Source organism: Thioclava sp. SK-1 (assembly GCF_001705665.1).
In the GTDB taxonomy this organism is placed as follows: Bacteria; Pseudomonadota; Alphaproteobacteria; order Rhodobacterales; family Rhodobacteraceae; genus Thioclava.
The window spans coordinates 1-17,433 of the sequence record NZ_MDHA01000101.1 but is presented as its reverse complement, the minus strand read 5'-3'; the positions used below and the strand labels follow the sequence as shown (position 1 = coordinate 17,433).

13 protein-coding genes are annotated in these 17,433 nt (G+C 59.7%); 9 read left to right on the top strand and 4 right to left on the bottom strand.

Going from position 1 to position 17,433, the window contains the following annotated elements; translation table 11 throughout:
- Positions 1-93 precede the first annotated feature (93 nt).
- Both BFP70_RS19870 and BFP70_RS19865 read right to left on the bottom strand, forming a co-directional pair.
- The gene (locus BFP70_RS19870) at positions 94-1,110 is read right to left on the bottom strand and encodes a zinc-dependent alcohol dehydrogenase family protein (RefSeq protein ID WP_066013837.1); all 1,017 of its coding nucleotides are present in this window, start codon (positions 1,108-1,110) and stop codon (positions 94-96) included.
- A gap of 374 nt (positions 1,111-1,484) precedes the next feature.
- Positions 1,485-1,748, bottom strand: coding sequence for a carboxymuconolactone decarboxylase family protein (locus tag BFP70_RS19865; protein WP_066013835.1), 264 nt, complete (start codon positions 1,746-1,748; stop codon positions 1,485-1,487).
- A 548-nt stretch (positions 1,749-2,296) separates the two neighbouring features.
- On the opposite strand from BFP70_RS19865, the gene repA reads away from it, so the two are divergent.
- The 3 genes from repA to repC all read left to right on the top strand — a co-directional run bounded on the left by repA (position 2,297) and on the right by repC (position 5,986).
- A complete protein-coding gene (gene repA, locus BFP70_RS19860) occupies positions 2,297-3,481 on the top strand; it encodes a plasmid partitioning protein RepA (RefSeq protein ID WP_066013833.1) in 1,185 nt (394 codons plus the stop codon).
- Positions 3,481-4,452, top strand: coding sequence for a plasmid partitioning protein RepB (gene repB, locus BFP70_RS19855; protein WP_066013829.1), 972 nt, complete (start codon positions 3,481-3,483; stop codon positions 4,450-4,452). Before repA ends, repB begins: the two co-directional genes overlap by 1 nt.
- 247 nt (positions 4,453-4,699) lie before the next feature.
- Positions 4,700-5,986: a plasmid replication protein RepC gene (gene repC, locus BFP70_RS19850; protein WP_255356796.1), complete on the top strand. Its 1,287-nt coding sequence runs from the start codon at positions 4,700-4,702 to the stop codon at positions 5,984-5,986.
- Between the two features lie 12 nt (positions 5,987-5,998).
- Here repC and BFP70_RS19845 read toward each other — a convergent pair whose 3' ends face one another.
- The gene (locus tag BFP70_RS19845) at positions 5,999-7,108 is read right to left on the bottom strand and encodes a tyrosine-type recombinase/integrase (RefSeq protein WP_066013827.1); all 1,110 of its coding nucleotides are present in this window, start codon (positions 7,106-7,108) and stop codon (positions 5,999-6,001) included.
- Between the two features lie 156 nt (positions 7,109-7,264).
- On the opposite strand from BFP70_RS19845, the gene BFP70_RS19840 reads away from it, so the two are divergent.
- The 6 genes from BFP70_RS19840 to BFP70_RS19815 all read left to right on the top strand — a co-directional run bounded on the left by BFP70_RS19840 (position 7,265) and on the right by BFP70_RS19815 (position 16,614).
- Positions 7,265-8,149 carry a DUF1403 family protein gene (locus BFP70_RS19840; RefSeq protein WP_066013825.1) on the top strand — a complete coding sequence of 295 codons (885 nt, stop codon included), beginning with the start codon at positions 7,265-7,267 and terminating at the stop codon, positions 8,147-8,149.
- A gap of 3 nt (positions 8,150-8,152) precedes the next feature.
- Positions 8,153-8,752: an SMC-Scp complex subunit ScpB gene (locus BFP70_RS19835; RefSeq protein WP_066013824.1), complete on the top strand. Its 600-nt coding sequence runs from the start codon at positions 8,153-8,155 to the stop codon at positions 8,750-8,752.
- Positions 8,753-9,091: 339 nt separating this feature from the next.
- Entirely contained in the window at positions 9,092-10,378 is a 1,287-nt protein-coding gene (locus BFP70_RS19830) for a Fic family protein (RefSeq protein ID WP_066013822.1), read from the top strand.
- Positions 10,379-10,557: 179 nt separating this feature from the next.
- On the top strand, positions 10,558-13,155 hold the full coding sequence (locus BFP70_RS19825; RefSeq protein WP_255356794.1) for a TerB N-terminal domain-containing protein: 2,598 nt from the start codon (positions 10,558-10,560) through the stop codon (positions 13,153-13,155).
- Positions 13,133-14,440, top strand: coding sequence for an ATP-binding protein (locus BFP70_RS19820; RefSeq protein WP_066013820.1), 1,308 nt, complete (start codon positions 13,133-13,135; stop codon positions 14,438-14,440). Before BFP70_RS19825 ends, BFP70_RS19820 begins: the two co-directional genes overlap by 23 nt.
- A 5-nt stretch (positions 14,441-14,445) precedes the next feature.
- Positions 14,446-16,614, top strand: coding sequence for a DEAD/DEAH box helicase (locus BFP70_RS19815; RefSeq protein WP_066013818.1), 2,169 nt, complete (start codon positions 14,446-14,448; stop codon positions 16,612-16,614).
- A 337-nt stretch (positions 16,615-16,951) separates the two neighbouring features.
- Here the strand turns inward: BFP70_RS19815 and BFP70_RS19810 are convergent.
- On the bottom strand, positions 16,952-17,433 hold a 482-nt coding region (locus tag BFP70_RS19810; RefSeq protein ID WP_141693295.1), incomplete at its 5' end, for a transposase.

The following is a 17,433-nucleotide window of genomic DNA, read 5'->3' as shown; positions in this document are numbered from 1 at the left end:
GCCCTTTGCTCGTCACACGACAGGCAGGATGCGAAAAAGGCCGACCCGGAGAACCGGGTCGGCCTTCGCTTACGCAGTCCAAGCACGCGGGGATCAGACCCGTAGCAGGGTCTTGATCGCCCGGCGTTCGTCCATCGCCTTGTAGCCCTCGGCCACGTCGGCGAGCGGGATTTCGAGGTCGAAAACCTTGCCCGGATTGATCTCGCGCTTGAGCACGCTGTCGATCAGGTCCGGCAGGAAACGCCGCACCGGGGCGGGCCCGCCAAGCATCTGGCGCTGTGCAAAGAACAGCTCCTGACCGTCGAAGGTCACGCCATGCGGCACGCCGACGTAGCCGATCGAGCCGCCGGGACGGGCGCCGTAGATCGCCTGTTTCATCGACTCTTCCATGCCGACGCATTCCATCACCGCATCCGCACCGACGCCGCCGGTCAGCTCACGGATCTTAGCGATGCCATCTTCGCCGCGCTCGGCGACGATGTCAGTCGCGCCGAATTCCAGCGCCAGATCCTGACGCGACTTGTGGCGCGACATGGCGATGATCCGATCCGCGCCCATCTGCTTGGCCGAAAGGACGGCCATCAGGCCCACGGCGCCGTCCCCCACCACGGCCACGGTCATACCGGGCTTCACGCCCGCCGCGTCACAGGCGAAGTAGCCGGTGCCATAGACGTCCGAGACCGCCAGAAGCGAGGGGATCAGGTCTTCGTCCGGGTGCTGATCCAGCGCGACCAGCGTGCCGTCGGCCAGCGGCACACGGGCCAGCGGCGCCTGCGCTCCGGTCATGAACTCGCGCTGCTCGCAGGAGGACTGGAAGCCGTATTTGCAATGTGGGCAGCTGTTGTCGGACAGCACGAAGGAGCCGACGACGAATTGGCCGGGCCTCACGCTGGTGACAGCATCGCCAACGGCCCCGACTACGCCACAGTATTCGTGGCCCATGGCTTGCGGGCCATCGACCGGCTGCGCGCCGCGATAGGGCCAGAGGTCGGAGCCGCAGACGCAACTGGCTGCAAGGCGGATGATGGCATCGGTCGGTTTCTGGATGGTCGGTTCGGCCACGTCTTCGAACCGGACATCGCCTGCGCCATAGAGCATGGTCGCTTTCATGGGATCACTCCTTCAGAGTCTTTTATTTGCCGCGCCGCACCAGGCGCGGGATTTTACGCCGGTTTGCGCGGTAGACCGGGGTGTGCGAACAGATTAACACGGGGACACCCTGCTCATTAGGCCATGAGGTCCAATTGCGCTCATGCTGTGGATTCATCAATGCCGGTGCAGCCTCTACCGCCGCCTGCCTCTCGATCCGCACGAGTGCGCAGCCCACGGTGGCGTAGCGTGTTTGGTTGAGAGGATGGGCGTGCCGTGCGGTAAGCGCACCAGCCTCGAAACGGAAAAATTTCTGCCAGTAAACGCTGCACCGGGAGCAGAGAGGGCCCGCGGGTAGCCGGTGCAATGGGCGGGGAGACGCACCGCCCGGCGGCTTAAGCCGGCGTCAGCCGGGCCTCCATTGCACGTCCGAGGTAGTACCCAATTTGGTCCGCCTGCCCCATGGCCAGCAGTGCCGCCACGGTCAAAAGGTTGCGGCCTCGCGGGGCCAGCCCGTCACGCAAACAAAGATCGGCAACGAGCGCATGCATTTTGAGAACCGAACAGATCGCCACCGGCCAGTCCGCGTAGAAGGCAAGGTGGATCACCAGTCCCGAGAGCTTCTCGGGAGCGATGCCACTGGTGGGTAGCCCAGCCATTATGACACCGGAGCTGCGCGGTACACCTGTCGGCCACATGCGCTGATTTCGGCAGCAAGCCTCGGTTACGTGGCGCGAGGGCCTCTTTGTTCGGTCCCCCTTATCCAAGGCCACATCGCGACATTTGCGATGAAAGCGCTGTTCACTACCTGTACCGATTTTGACTGCGGCGCTTCGTCCGGGATAGCGCCTTCACTCATCGCTTACTCGCTGGCTTGGACGACGATGCCATGATCATGCCAATGGTTCATGCACTGGACCGGTTTCAATGCCAGGCTCAGTAAGGCTTTGAGCCAAGGCGTTCTGTCGGTACGGCAGTCATTCCCTTGGGGCCCCGTGATGCTGCCTAGGTTGAGGGCTCGCCGGGGATCTCATCTGCCAGCCCGTTTACAGCTGTAAACCCGGGGGGCAAGTCGGTCAGCGCATGTAGTCTCTGACCGCGTCGTTAGACACTATATAGCGAAAAAACTTGACTTAGACCCGTGAATCAAGGCTCTTGTCCTCAAGTGGCGCGAAAAAGGCCGCATTTTCGAATTTGAGGCAACCAGATGATTCCTGTGACACCACTGGCTAGTGAGAAGCCCTCAGCGCTCGCGACAGATATTTCCGAGCGGTTGAATGCTGCGATCCGGGAACATCTGCTCTCTGCTTTTGCCCCAGACAGCAGTAAAACGCTACGGTCTTTCTCCGCACCTGAGGCGGCAGAACTTCTTGGGGTCTCCGGTCAGTTTATGCGCAAGGTGCACTCAGAAGGAACGATCCCCGAACCCGACGACGTGCGTGGCGGGCGGCGCTATTATACCGCGCAAGAGATATGGGATGCGCGCCAGATCCTGGAAAAGTCGTCTCGCAAGAAAGGGCGCTATCTACCCCGCAGATCCGGAGACGAGAAACTGCAGATTTGGCAGTTGATGAACTTCAAGGGCGGCTCGAGCAAGAGCACCACGAGTGTCCATCTTGCGCATTACTTCGCGCTCCGGGGCTATCGCGTGTTGGTCGTGGATCTTGACCCTCAGGGGTCGCTTACGTCCATGTGCGGCATCAGTCCGGAAATCGAATTCGATGGGCTGACGGTCTATGACGCGATCCGCTACGACGACCCGGTCAGCATGGCCGATGTCGTCGTTCCCACCTACTTTCCGGGTATCTCGATTGCTCCGTCGCGACTGCTGCTGTCGGAGTTCGAGACGGAATCCGCCGTCCATTCGGACCCGGACCAGCCGTTCTTTACCCGGATCCGCAATGCCTTGTCCCAGGTCGAGGATGATTTCGACCTTGTCCTGATGGACAGCCCGCCGCAGCTGGGTTTCCTGACCATCGCCGGTATGGCCGCCGCCAGCTCTTTGATCGTGCCGCTGACGCCTTCGATGCTGGACGTGTCTTCGACCGCTCAGTTCCTCGAGCTGGCCGGGGCCTACATGGGGGTGATCGAGGATGCGGGCGCGACGCTGCAGTATGATCACTTCAAGTTCCTGATCACGCGGGATGAGCCCACGGATGTTCCTTCGCAGCAGCTGACGTCGTTCATGCGCGCGCTGTTCCAGGACCGCGTCATGTCTGCGACCGCTCTGAAAAGCACGGCGATCAGTGACGCGACCATGCTCAAACAGTCGATCTATGAGGTTGTTCGTTCGGAAATGACCCGCGCGACCTACGACCGTTCCAAAGCCTCGATGGATGCCGTGGGTCACGAAGTCGAAGTCATGATGCACCAAGCATGGGGGCGTAAATAATGGCCAGAAAGTCCCTGCGGGATATGTCGGGCATCGCGAACACGATCGCGCGCTCGGGCAACACGTCGACTGAACGGCCCCCCAAGACCAGTGCGCCCGCGTTGGGTGCGCTGCAGGGCTCGCTTGCGTCTATCCGCGAGATCGATCCCGGACTGATCGACGATTGGGGGCCCAAGGACCGACTGGATGAGTTTACAGCTGTAAACGCCGAGGATGACGATGAGGGTTTCGAGGCGCTCAAGAACAGCATCCGTGATGGCGGTCAGCAGGTGCCAATCCTGGTCCGGCGCTCCAAGGCTGGCGATGGGCGCTTCGAGGCGATCTATGGCCGCCGCCGTCTGAAGGCGTGCCGGGAACTCGGCATCAAGGTGCGTGCGAACGTTCATGATGTCGACGACGCCACGGCCTTGTTGGCCAAGGGGCTGGAGAATGCCGCGCGGCGCAACCTCTCGTTCTATGAGAAGGCGCGCTTTGCCGAAGCGATCCAGGCCGCGGGTCACGATAGCGGGACGGTGCGTCAGGTCTTGAATCTTTCCGCCTCGGGGCATTCGCACCTGACGAAGGTGACGCAGAACGTCCCGTCCAGGGTCGGCGACCTGATCGGTGCCGCGCCGAAATCCGGCCGGCCGCGGTGGACCGATTTGGCTGAGCTGTTCCTTGACCGCAAGCTGACCGAGAAGGTCGCGCATGACCTGCTGGCCAAGATGAGCGCCGCGTTGACGTCTGATGAACGCTTGGAAACGCTGATCAAGGAAGCAGGCAAGCGCGGAACGAAAGAGTCCAGCGCCCCGCGTGAGATCACGCCGCTGGACGGCGTTGTCATCAAGGCAAGCCGAGGCAGCCTGTCGTTGTCGGTGAAGAAATCCGGCCCAAGCGCCGGGTTCGCGAGCTGGCTTGAGAGCAATCTTGAGGACATCATCAAGAGATCCTACGCCGAGTTTACAGATGTAAACTCGGACGATGGCAAATGAGGACGAGCAGAAAGGAGGAAAGGTAAACAAAGAAAACCCCCGAAACCGAAGCTTCGAGGGCTGCTGCGCAGAGCGCAATTCTTAGATTAGACACCTAGAAACTAGCAGCCAGCGAATCGCCATACAAGAGAAAACGCTTCTGGGCGAACGGGATTTCTTTGTCTGCTGACAGAAAATGGAAAAATACGGTGACGCTCCGCCAGGAGCAACTGAGGCAGGCACGCCTCAGCATGAGAGAGCTGTGCCCATCAACTGGCAGCCCTCTGGCTGGCGCAAGGCGACTGCAGCTCTCGCGGCCTCAGAACAGCTTGCCCAAGCCGGTGAACGGGCTGCTGTACCCAAATCGCGCGCCTTTGTGGCGGTAAAGCGGGTGGGAGCTTACATTGGCCTCAAGGCGGGGGACATGATGCTTCTCGACACGCTCGGGGCCTTCACTCAGGCCCAAGACTGGGAAGAGGGGCAGCGCCCGATCGTCTGGGCGTCGAACGCCTATCTTATGGAGCAGACGGGGTTCTCGCTTTCCGCGCTCAAACGCCACGCCCGGCGTCTGGCCGAGGCCGGGGTGATTTCCTTCCAGGACAGTCCCAACGGCAAACGGTGGGGCCGCAGGGACGCCGAGGGGCGCATCGTCGAGGCCTATGGCTTCGATCTGTCGCCGCTGTCGGCGCGTGTCGAGGCATTCGAGGAGCTGCACGCCGAGCTTCAGGTTGAGCGCGAGCTCTGCCAGCGTTTGAAGCGCCAGATCACCGTAGCGCGCCGGATGATCCGCGCGCGGATCGAGGCAGCCGTCAGCAGCGCGATGCGCGGCCCCTGGGCGCAGTTCACGCGGCTTTTTGATGAGCTTCTGGAGCGGCTTCCGCGTCGCCATGAAGCGTCCGAGCAGCTTGCGCGGCTGTTGAGCTGGTTTAAGGAGCTCCAGGAACGCGTTGAAGCTGCCTATCTTAAGGCGACCGAGATCGTTCAGCCTGTGGAAAACGCGTCGGTAAGTAATGAACAAATGCCGGAGAAGAATCAAGAAATGGACCCCAGGGAGCTCATTTCTGACACCCACATACTAAATACAAACCAACTTAATCCTGTAACTCGTAATTCCTCAGAAAATGAGGAACCCGTAAGCGTGACGCCCAATGCTCGGCCCGCGGAACAGGTTGATAGCGAGTTGGAAGAATGGGTAGCTGAAGTCCGCAAGAAATGCGCCGGGCTGGATCTGCCCACCGTGATGCACGCCTGTCCCGAATTCGCATCCTGGGCGCGCAATATGGGCGGGTTCCTGAAGAATTGGAACGATCTGCATCGGGTGGCGGGGCAGCTCAGACCTATGATCGGGGTGTCTGAACACGCTTGGAACGTGGCGCAGGACCGGCTGGGCAAGCAGGTGGCTACGGCGGCGCTGGCCCTTGTCTTTGAAAAACATAGCGCGGGTGAGGTTGCCTCGCCTGGCGGTTATCTGCGCGGCATGGTCGAGAAGGCCGGGGCAGGGGAGCTGCACCTCGAGCGCAGCTTCTATGGCAGGCTCAGCGGGCAGGCGGCGTGATGGGGCAAGGGTTCAAAGGCCGGCGGCCTTGGTCAGGTTCACCCGGAACCGATCGCGCCTGCGCTGGTAACGGCGGGTCATCTCGGCCGAAGCGTGCCCGAGATGTTTCTGGACGTGGCGTTCGTCGACCTCTGCCGAACTGGCGAGGCCAGCACGCAGGCTGTGGCCTGAGAACAGCGCGAGGCGCTCCGTCTCGGGCAGGTCGGGGCGGATGCCCGCGTGCAGCACTGTGCGCTTGATCAGCCGTGCAACATGCTTGTCGTTGAGCCGCGTTTCGTAGGCGCACTTGCCATCACGTGACGTGCTGACAAAGACCGGCCCGAAGTCTATCTTCGCGAAGTGCAGCCATTGCTCGAGCGCGTGTACCGGGCAGGTCTGATCCGTCGAGCCGCGGCCGATTTCGACCTCGCGCCAACCGGTCTTGGCGTTGAGCGTCAGGAGGGCGCCCTTGTCCAAGATTTCGATCCAGCCGCCGGACTCCGGGGTGTCGTCCTTGTGTACGTCCAGACTGACGATCTCGGACCGGCGCAGGCCGCCAGCATATCCCAAGAACAGGATGGCCCGATCTCTTAGGCCACGCAAGTCATAGGGCAGGGTGGCAACCATCGCGACGATGTCTTCGGCAAGGATGGCTGCCTTCTGCACCGGTGGCCGCGCGTGTTTGCGCCTGATCCCGGCCAAAACCGCGGCGATGTGCCGGTTCTTGCGGTCGAGGGAAAAGCCGCGCTGCGCGCAGTTCCAGGTGAGACCCGACAGGCGTCGTTCGATGGTGCTGACCGACAGAGGACGGGACGCCGACGGCAAAGCGCCCGACCCGGACGCCAGATCGGCGAGGTAAAGCCCGATTATGTCCGGTGAGGGCGGCAGCGGGTCCGTGCCCTTCATCCGGCACCAGCGTGTGAAGTGAGCCCAGTCCTTGGCATAGGCTCTCAGCGTGTTGTCCGAAGCCGCGGCGCGGGCATACGCGCGGGCGGTGTCTACCAGTCGGTCCAAGGCGCCGGAGCCCGCGACATGTGCGGGCAGGGCAATGCTGGTGCTTTCCTTGTGACCCCTGTCGTCGCCGCGCGAAACCTCATGCTCTGCAGAGGGCGCAGATGTCGATTTCTCGGTCTCTGAGGGCATTTCTCGCTGACTCCGGTGATGAAGTTGGACGGTTTCGCTACATATCTAGTAATGTCCGATAATGCAAACTTATTGGACATTATTGCGTTCGGCAAGATGGGGCTCTTTGATCGCAATTATATAGCCAAAAGCGCCGCCTCCATGTAGGATGCGGCCATGACATTCGCCCGGCCAGATCCCCTCAATGCCCTTGGCACCCCGTCCGGAATACCCGCATGGGCCTCATCCGCGCGCGCGGAAACCCTTGAAGATGTTACGTTCTTTTCAGGCGCAGCGCTGAGCCATCTGTACCTTGTGCTGGAACGCGAGGACGTGCCCCAGGCCTTGCTGCGGGACAGGCTGGCGCTGCGTGCGGCGGAGGCTTGCGTTGCGTTTTCCGGTCGACCGGGGCGGGCCGGAGAGTTGCGCGACATGGTGAATTTTCTGCGCCCCGGCGATCTGCCCGGACCGGCCGGTGAAACCTACCTGGCCTGGCGGCGCGCGGTGGAACGACCGGTGTCGGTCAAGGCTCTCGGCAGGGCCCTGCCTGATCTTCAAGCCGAACGGATCGCGGGCTGGCTCGATGCGGGGCAGGGCGCGCCGGTGCCCCGTGCCGCAATGGTTCTGGAGGCGGTGCTGATGGCGGCGCCCCGCGCCGAAGTGCCGGCGCTGATCCTCGCGGATGCGGCGCTGGCGCAGACACTTGGCTGGGATCATGTGGTGCCGCTGCTGGCCGCGGGCCTGAAACGCGCTGATCTGCGCAAGAGAGGTGAGGACCTGCGGCTGGCCTGCCATCGGGCGCTTCTCGCTTCGGCGATCGAGGCCCTACGCCTCTCCTTTGTCCTCACCCGCCGCGCGGCAAATCTGAACGCGGTAACTCCTAGGTTGCGGGCCAAGGGGGCAGGGGAGGCGGTCGAGATGTTTCTGACCCGCGATGCTGTTGTTCCTTCGGCGCTACCCCTGCCGGATCGCGCTGCGCGGCGGCTTTGCGATCGATTGGTCGATCTCGGCGCAGTGCGCGAACTTACCGGTCGAGACACCTTCCGGCTCTACGGGGTCTGAGCGATGGCCAAGGATCGACGCGCCCCTGAGCTTGACCGAGAACTGGCCGACCTGCCGCCGGAGCTGCGCTGGGGGGAATGGATGCGCCGGATCGAGGCGGTGCTCTTTGCCTCGTCCGCGCCGGTGGCGCGCGAGGACCTGGCGCGGATCGTAGGGCAGGGGGCCTCGGTGGATCTGCTGGTCGAAGACCTGTCAGCCGATCTGGAGGGGCGGGCGTTTGAGATCGCCCAGGTCGGCGGCGGCTGGATGTTCCAGACGCGCACGGTCTACGCCCCCGCGATCCGCGCTGCGGCGGATGTCGGCGACCAGTTGCTGGATCTGAATGAATTCGACGTCGCGGTGCTGGCTGCGATCGCTTACCATCAGCCGATCACCCGCGACGGGTTGAAGGAGGTCTTCGGAAAGGAGATCAGTCGCGACCTGATCGGGCGCCTGCATGCGCGCGAGCTGATCGGGACCGGGCCAAGGGCCCCGCGCCGCGGCGCGCCTTACACCTTCGTGACGACCGAGCAGTTTCTTGTCGCCTTCGGGTTGGAGAGCCTTCGCGATCTTCCCGATCGGGAGCAGTTGGAGGATGCGGGGGTTGCAGCGGAAGCACTATAGGTCGATTTCGGGTTGAATGTCGTTGATCTTTTCGAGCGCTAAGTCACTTAGACAGAAATATTTTTTCCCGCAGCTTCGTGTCTTTCCGGGCCCCGCTGCCGTCGCCTAGTGCAAACTCGGTCGTTCTGTTTATCGTTTCACCTATAATGAAACGATTCTTGGGGATCGCCAGAAATACTCATGATTTCAGTGTGATAGTCCTTTCGAATTCTTGACGAAGTTGCCTATTGCCTCCTGACACCTGAATCGTTGCAAAGTAAGTGAAACGAAAACTTGCGAAGTGGAAAAACGTAGGTGTATCAATGCTATAATCGTTTCGCAATTGAGGGGTATCGTTTCATGGCCTTGTCGGATCAAGACATTCTAGACTTTGTCGGCGAGAACCCGGGTGCCGGACGCGACGCCATCCGGAAGGGCGTTGCAGGGGATGTAAGCGAAACCACCGTATGGCGTCTCTTGAAGCGGATGGTGGAGGAAGGTCGCCTCGAGGTATCTGGCAAGGGCAGGGCGACGGGATACAGGATCGCCGGGGGCGCGGTCGTCCGATCGCATTTGTCGACGCCATATAACAGGCGGGCGCCGGTGTTCTATCGACCGGAGTTTCTCGACGCATACGTCCCGGAAAAGATCTGGTACTTGTCTGCACCTGACCGCGAAAGGCTGTTGGAGGCTGGCCGCCCGCAGGGAGGCGCAATTCCAGTCGGAACATACGCACGTCGGATCCTTGAACAGCTTTTGGTCGATCTCAGTTGGGCATCGTCCAGGATGGAGGGGAACACCTACGATATTCTGCAGACTGAGCGACTGATCAGGTTTGGCGAAGAAGCTGCGGGAAAGGACCGCAAAGAAGCCCTAATGATCCTCAACCATAAGGAAGCCATTCAGTATATCGTCGATAATCTTGATGAGATCGGGCTCCGTCGCCCTGATATGTTCGCGATTCATGCGCTGCTCTCGGATGGTCTTCTGGCGGACCCTGCGATGTCGGGCCGGTTGCGAGCGATGCCGGTCGGGATCACGCACTCGAGCTATCGACCGCTCGACGATGGGGTCACGATCGCAGAAGAGTTCGACATCCTGCTGCACAAGGCTGCGCAGATCACTGATCCGTTCGAGCAGTCCTTCTTCCTCTTGGTGCACATCCCGTACCTCCAGGCCTTTGCCGACGTCAACAAGCGGACGTCGCGCGTGGCCTCGAACATCCCACTTCTGAAGTCGGACCTTGCCCCAATGTCGTTCATGACGATGGACGACAGCGATTATATCGATGGGCTGATTGGGGTCTATGAATTGAACAACGTCGCGCTGCTGCGCGAGGTCTACATAGACGCGTACCTCGCTTCCGCAGAAAAGTACCGAATTCTCCGCGCTGAGGTTGAGAGCCCGGAAAAGGCTGCTCTTGCTTACCGGGAGTTTGTTCGCGCTGCGGTGCGGCGTTGCGTTCTCGAATTTAAAGAGTTCCGAACCGATGCGGTTGATGAGATGGCATTGGCTGCTGGCGTACCCGATGCTGATCGAGCAGACGTTGTCGCCTACGTACGTGAGCAGATCGCAGGGCTCCATGAGGGCAACGTCATTCGCTATCGGCTGAAACACGATGATCTGGAAGGAGTGAACCTGCGCTAGATCGTCGATCAACGCGGACCGAAGAACGTCGACGCATCAAAAGCGCATACAGTTATTGCGATAGTCGTTGCAATGATGTGCATCCAAAATAGTGTGGTTCGGAGAGGGTTCTTAAAATGTCTTTAATGCTCAAATTCGTACGAGTTACATTCTTTCTCGTCCTATACTTCTCCTTGTGCATGGTCGTTGTGATCACCCTGCTTCAGGGCTGGCCTGTTGGCGGGCAGATGCTGTTTGCATTCGGTGCCCCTATCATTTTGGTATGGTGGCAAGAAAAACGGAGATCGCGGAAAGTCGCTGCAAAAGCGCAAGCCGAGGGAAGTTCCGAAACCCGAACATCCGGATCTGATCCGGTAACCCGATCAAGCGACTACGACAAACATATCGAGCGTGAGCGCGAACGATCTGGCGAAGCCATTGCGTCCCACGCACCGACTGCCGTTCAAGCCTACTCCCCACCTAAGCAGGACTATGCCGCAATCGTCCGTGCGGGAGGGTCTTCCGTGCCAGACTCATTGCCCGCTGCCGAACGAGCGCAGCCTTCGCAAGCGACAGAGGCGGCCACCAAGACCTACGTGCATCCGAAGCAGGACTATGCCGAGATCGTCCGTGCCGGAAAGTCCGCGGCACCAGCCCTTGCTGCAGCGGCTGAAAGAAAGCAACCAGCGCCAGCTGCCCCATCTTGGAGATCACCAAAAACCGGGTGGATCAACTCTGACGAAACGACGAGTGTAGCGGGCCGCAACATCGGCGGGATGGTTTACGTTGGAACCCCTCCAACGCTGAACACCAACGGCTATCGTTCAAAGTGCCGAGGGTATATCGATCCCGCTTTGCCTGTGGCGAAGCGGGGCACGGACGTTTCAGGAAGGGGGATGCCGTATTGGCCGAACTACTCGGAAATCTCGCCGGACTGCAGGGCAACCTATCTCGATTGGCTTGCCGGCGGTCGAAAAGATGCATGGTTTGATGCAGGATACATGTTCCTGTATTTTTACGGATTGGAGCGCCGTTTCTTCGTCGATCAGTCCCAGGATGACGCCAAGGATATCGTCCAGGAAGTTCGAAGGTTGCAGTCACTCTACCCCGATAGTCACTCCGTTCGGCGCTACTTGGGGGAGTTCCTAGACATCGCGAATCTTGTCGAAGTCGAGTTCGACGCGATCGAGCCCATTTTTGAGAAGCAGGGCTGGGAGCTTCCGTTTTCACTAAAGTACGCAATTGGGGCTCGGATTTATAGGGGCGAAAATTTGACTGCCGAATGGCTGTTGAGTTGGTTCATTTGCCACCCTGAAACATATCTGAGAACTCCGGCGACGCGATGCCGGGATGAGTTCATCGCTCTTTTCCGTATCCGGTTTGACCAGCGGTTTCCTGATGGGCTCAAGGTTGCCAAACCTCGGAAGACGCTAAAGGTATCCTATAGAGCTGCTTCCAGCGAGTTTGAGGGCTCAGCAAACCCAACCGTTGAAGGAAAGCCGGTGCCGGATATCTCTGGCCTGCGTAAGCCGGTCGAGATCGCACAAGAATTGGCCGATGAGGCTATGAGCGATCTCGATAAGCTTAGCCGTTTCTTGGGTCGCAACCCTGACGGTCGTGGGAGCGTAGAAGCGTATGCTTTGTTGCCTTCTGTGCTGTGGCAATCCTTCCCATCGGAGGAAATGGACAGCTTGAGATCTTGGGCAAGCACTATCGTCGATCAGGGTGGATTGGTGCCGCTCGAGGACGTGATAGGACGTCTGGAGGGAGAAAGGAGCGAGAAGATCGGCAAACGGCAGATGACAGGAGCTGCCGACGCGCTCGCCCGCCTCGGTTTCGGTTTGGCGCCCGACCCTCGGTTTGCGCTCCGGTCGCCCAAGGCGGAGGAGCCCGTAGTGCTGTTTAGCTTGGGCGAACCCATCGAAAAACTGGAGGAAGTTTCCGACAGCTATCGAAGCGCCTTGATTGAACTGGCACTTGGGTCGTTCGTCGCCCATGCGGATGGTCGCATCGCTGAGCCTGAACGCAGGGCGCTGGAGGACCAAGTTTCTGCCGCGTCCCTCAGCGATCAGGAACGCCGCCGACTGCGTGCGAACCTCGAATGGTTCCTGGCGGTACCACCGGACATGACGCTTCTGCGGCGCAAACTGAAGGAGGTGGGGCAAGACAGCCAGGCCGCTATGCGGGCAGCACTGGTTGGTGCAGCACATGCCGATGGCATTATTCACTCCGACGAGGTCGCAAGTATCGAGAAGATCTACAAGGCTTTGGGCCTTGATCCTGCGTTGGCCTACTCGGACCTGCATGCTGGCGAAGTTTCTGATGGTCCTCGCACTGTGCGTGCCTCGCAACCGGGTCGTCCGGGCGAAGCGATACCCGATCCTGAGAAGGCCAGCGGACCCAAGCTCGACGCTTCACGGATCGCAGCAATCCGTTCGGACACCGAGCGCGTGTCGTCGGTCCTCGGTCAGATTTTCGATGTCGAAGAGGAAGAAAGCGGTGGCTCCGCGCTTGCCAGCCCAAGCCAGCTTGCAGGGCTTGACCCGAAACATGGTGCCCTCGTGCTTGAGGTGATTGTTCGCGAGCATTGGTCTGAAACCGAGTTCGAGACGATCTGCATCGCGCATGGTTTGATGGCGTCCGGTGCCTTGGAGGTCGTGAATGAATGGGCCTTCGAGACCTATGATGAAGCGCTTCTCGATGAGTATGATGGATATGACGTGTCTTCGGACATTGCGGAGGCCGTAAAAGAAAAGATGAACACGGAGGGCAGGGATGTCGAAGTTGAAACCACGTGAACGCGATGCAATCGTACAGGCGCTTCGGGCCGGGGTCGTGCCCAAGCTCGGTTTGCGTCACATTCAGGTCGGCCGCGTCCGAGAAATCGAAGAACTGGTCAAGGACATGGACCGGATCTCCGATGGCGGATCGGCGATCCGGTTCATCATCGGGGAATACGGATCAGGCAAGACGTTCTTCATGAATCTGATCCGCCTCGTGGCTCTGGAGAAAGGCCTGGTCGTAATGTTCGCAGATCTGGCGCCAGATCGCCGCATTCACGCGACTGGCGGGCAAGCCCGTGGGCTCTATGCCGAGATGGCCCGAAACCTGTCGACGCGGACAAAGCCCGATGGCGGGGCATTGGCCAGCGTGGTGGAGCGTTTTGTCAGCCAGGCTCACCGAGATGCTGAAGAACGGGATTTGCCAACGGGAGCTGTGATCCGTGAACGCCTTGGCCACTTCGAAGAACTTACCGGGGGGTTTGAGTTCGCCGAAGTCATCCGTCGATATTGGGAAGGCCACGAGGCTGGCGACGATGAGTTGAAATCCGCGGCCCTGAGGTGGCTGCGCGGTGAATTCGCCACACGCACCGACGCGCGTAAAGCGCTCGGTGTCCGCACGATCATCGATGATGCCAGTGTCTATGACCACCTGAAGCTGATGTCAGCATTCGTGTGCGAGGCCGGTTACAAAGGTTTGCTCGTCGGCCTTGACGAGATGGTGAACCTCTACAAGCTTACCTCGTCTCAAGCCCGCAATGCGAACTACGAGCAGATCCTTCGGATTCTGAACGACGTGCTGCAAGGCAGTGCGGAGAACCTCGGATTTCTCATGGGCGGCACACCGGAATTCCTGATGAACACCCGTCGAGGGCTTTACAGCTATGAGGCCCTCCAGTCGCGTTTGGCTGAGAACACCTTCGCGCGAGACGGCTTGGTAGACCTTTCGGGGCCCGTTGTCCGGCTGGCCAGCCTGACCCCTGAAGACCTCTTCGTTCTTTTGGCCAACGTTCGGCGGATCATGCAGGACGACGCTGGTGCTTTGCCGGACACCGCGCTCGAGGCCTTCATGACACATTGTTCGGACCGGATCGGCGAGGCCTATTTCCGGACACCGCGCAATACGGTGACGGCCTTCGTGAACTTGCTTTCCGTGCTTGAACAAAACCCCGGTGTCGAATGGAGCGACTTGATCGAAAAGATCGAGGTCTCGGAAGATCTCGGCGACGACATGACCGAGGTAGACGAGGCGACTGGCGCCCAAGGCTCTAGTGACGATGACCTGATCAGCTTCAAGCTCTGACTCCGATGAGCAGTGCGTTCGACAAGCTGGCGAGGCCAGTGCAGAAATGGATACGCCAACAAGGATGGCGCGAGCTTCGCGACATCCAGGCGCGCTCCATCCGGACGATCTACGAGACCAATGCTGACTTGATCGTTGCGGCTTCCACGGCGGGCGGAAAGACCGAGGCGGCGTTCTTTCCGTTGATTTCGCAGGTGCTTGACGAGCCGTTCGACGGCACAGGCTTCGACCTGCTCTACATCGGTCCGCTGAAAGCTTTGATCACGGACCAGGCTATGCGGCTGGAGGGTATCTGCCAGGAAGCAGAGCTTCCGGTTGTTCCTTGGCACGGGGATGTTTCGCAATCGATCAAGACGCGCGCGTTGAAATCTCCAAAAGGGATCCTGCTGATAACCCCAGAGTCCCTTGAGGCGCTTTTCATTCGTCGCGGTTTGAAAATTGCCCGCCTGTTTGGGGCCACGCGGGCGGTCGTGATCGACGAGTTGCACACGTTTCTGGATAGTGAACGCGGTGTTCAGCTTCGTTCACTGCTCACAAGGCTCGAACTCGCGATAAAACGCCCAATCCGTCGGATAGGTCTGTCAGCTACGCTAGGCGACATGGACCTCGCCAAGGCCTATCTTCGCCCTGACGCAGCAAGCTCTGTCCAGCTGATCGAAGCAGATGGCGGCGAGGCTGAATTGAGGCTTCAGCTTCGCGGCTACTTCTCAGGCGATGAAGATGAAACCTGCCCATCCGCAACGGACGCCATAGCAGCCCATCTATTCAAACACCTTCGAGGCAGCGACAATCTGGTCTTCGCCGGAGCGCGCCAACGGGTTGAGATTTACGCAGATCGGTTGCGGGAGCTTTGTGCACGGGAGCAGCTGCCGCAGGAATTCTATCCCCACCACGCGAGCCTCTCCCGCGAGCATCGTGATTTCGTGGAGCGCCGCTTGAAGGATGCCGCAAAGCCGACAACTGCCGTTTGCACGTCGACGCTCGAACTTGGAATCGACATCGGTGATGTGACCTGCGTGGCTCAAATCGGCGCGCCATTCAGCGTCGCTGCGTTGCGACAACGTCTCGGCCGGTCCGGCCGGCGTGAAGGACAGCCAGCCATTCTCAGGCAGTATGCTGTTGAAACTAAGTTGATGGCGGAGAGCAGTTTCGTGGACCGCCTTCGCCTCGGGCTGATCAGATCTATCGCCATGATAGATCTGCTGTTGGAAGGCTGGTGCGAACCGCCAAAACCCCAGGCCCTTCATCTCTCGACGCTCGTCCATCAGATACTGTCAGTAATCGCGCAGCGCGGCGGTGCGTCTGCAAGCGCAGTCTACAACGTGCTCTGCCGTGAAGGCCCCTTTCGGAGGGTCACAACCGAAGTCTTCGCAGATGTGTTGCGTGCGATTGGGCATCCAGAAACCGGGTTGATCGAGCAAGCCGACAGCGGGCTGTTATTGTTGGGGCCGACAGGCGAGAAGCTGGTAGACCATTACAGCTTCTATGCGGTGTTCAAGACACCTGAGGAATTCCGTTTGGTTGCAGAGGGGCGGGATCTTGGAACCTTGCCGATCGACAACGTTCTTGCCCCTGGAATGCTATTAATATTCTCCGGGCGACGTTGGATCGTTCAAGAAATCCATGATCGTGAAAAGGTGATCGTCGTCAAACCCGCTAAGGCTGGTGTGCCTCCCGTCTTCGGCGGCGATGCAGGGGAGATTCATGACAAGGTCATAGACCGAATGTTCGCCGTTCTCGAGGGGGGTACTAGTCCAGCCTACATGGATTCTGTTTCCTTGACGATGCTGGAGGAAGCGCGTGCTCAATATCAACTACTAGGATTTCGGAACGAGAATATCCACTCGTTCGGCGAGCACAGATCGATCATCGCAACACGGGTCGGAACGGTGAAGACGTCAACTCTCGCGCTCGCACTCAGAAGTGAAGGCTTCTCAGTCGAGCAGCATGACGGATTTCTGCAGGTGGAAAACGGGGATGAAACTCCAGATCTACGGGCGGTGCTTGGACGGATTTCGGCTGGAGATGCGCGCGACATCTTCGGTGGTGCTGGAAACCTTGTTTCGGAAAAGTTCCACCCCTATCTGCATCACGAATTATTGGTTCTCGACGCGTGCTCTTCCAAGGTCGATACTAGTTGCCTTGGCACGTTGTCAGAGCGGCTAAGATCATGACAATTATGCCAGGTTATCTCAGATTCCGTAAGTCGGTGCCGTATAATGCCCCTGGATCAACTGCGGCGAAGCTCCCATCCGTACGTACATCAATCCTTCGATAAAGATCCAGGTATTCGCTCCCATGGGTGACCGTACCCTCTCGCGTAGGGATTATCAGTAGCTTCTCGGGGTACTTATGTGGATCGGCATAGCCAATTTCCCAGGGACACCATCGCGAAGAAACTGAGTTTGAGGTGGCAAGAAACAAGAAGTAGTCGAGTTCCCTGATGCGCTTTTTGATTTTGTCTGCGGTTGTCCGATTGGGTGTAAGCGGTCGCTGGGGACCACAGTCAGCTTATCTTGACGGTGTGAAGTTCCACGGCAGCAGTTCGTCGAGGCGGCTTTGAGGGTGGCCGTTGGCGATGGCGGTCAGGGTCGCCTTGAGGTAGGCGAAGGGCTCGATTCCGTTGATTTTGCAGGTCTCGATCAGCGAGGCGATGCGCCCCCAGGCGACGCCGCCTTCGTCGTGACCGGCGAAGAGCGCGTTCTTACGATTGAGGGCGATGGGTCGCATTAGGTTCTCGACCCTGTTGGAGTCGATCTCGACGCGGCCGTCGGTCAGGAAGGTTTGCAGCCCGTCCCAGTGATTGTGGATGTAGGTGAGTTTCTCACCCAGCCGGGATTTGGCGGAGATCTTGTGGCGTTGTGCCTGCAGCCAGTCGCCGAAGGCTGCCATCAGCGGCGCGGTGCGGGCTTGGCGTGCAGAGAGGCGCTGGCCGGGCGCGATATCGCGGATGTCGGCCTCGACGGCATAGAATTCGGCAATGCGGCGCAGCC

Coding starts and splice junctions, on each gene's coding strand:
- BFP70_RS19870 (WP_066013837.1), bottom strand. CDS start 1,110: ATGAAAGCGACCATGCTCTATGGCGCAGGCGATGTCCGGTTCGAAGAC.
- BFP70_RS19865 (WP_066013835.1), bottom strand. CDS start 1,748: ATGGCTGGGCTACCCACCAGTGGCATCGCTCCCGAGAAGCTCTCGGGA.
- repA (WP_066013833.1), top strand. CDS start 2,297: ATGATTCCTGTGACACCACTGGCTAGTGAGAAGCCCTCAGCGCTCGCG.
- repB (WP_066013829.1), top strand. CDS start 3,481: ATGGCCAGAAAGTCCCTGCGGGATATGTCGGGCATCGCGAACACGATC.
- BFP70_RS19845 (WP_066013827.1), bottom strand. CDS start 7,108: ATGCCCTCAGAGACCGAGAAATCGACATCTGCGCCCTCTGCAGAGCAT.
- BFP70_RS19840 (WP_066013825.1), top strand. CDS start 7,265: ATGACATTCGCCCGGCCAGATCCCCTCAATGCCCTTGGCACCCCGTCC.
- BFP70_RS19835 (WP_066013824.1), top strand. CDS start 8,153: ATGGCCAAGGATCGACGCGCCCCTGAGCTTGACCGAGAACTGGCCGAC.
- BFP70_RS19830 (WP_066013822.1), top strand. CDS start 9,092: ATGGCCTTGTCGGATCAAGACATTCTAGACTTTGTCGGCGAGAACCCG.
- BFP70_RS19825 (WP_255356794.1), top strand. CDS start 10,558: ATGGTCGTTGTGATCACCCTGCTTCAGGGCTGGCCTGTTGGCGGGCAG.
- BFP70_RS19820 (WP_066013820.1), top strand. CDS start 13,133: ATGTCGAAGTTGAAACCACGTGAACGCGATGCAATCGTACAGGCGCTT.
- BFP70_RS19815 (WP_066013818.1), top strand. CDS start 14,446: ATGAGCAGTGCGTTCGACAAGCTGGCGAGGCCAGTGCAGAAATGGATA.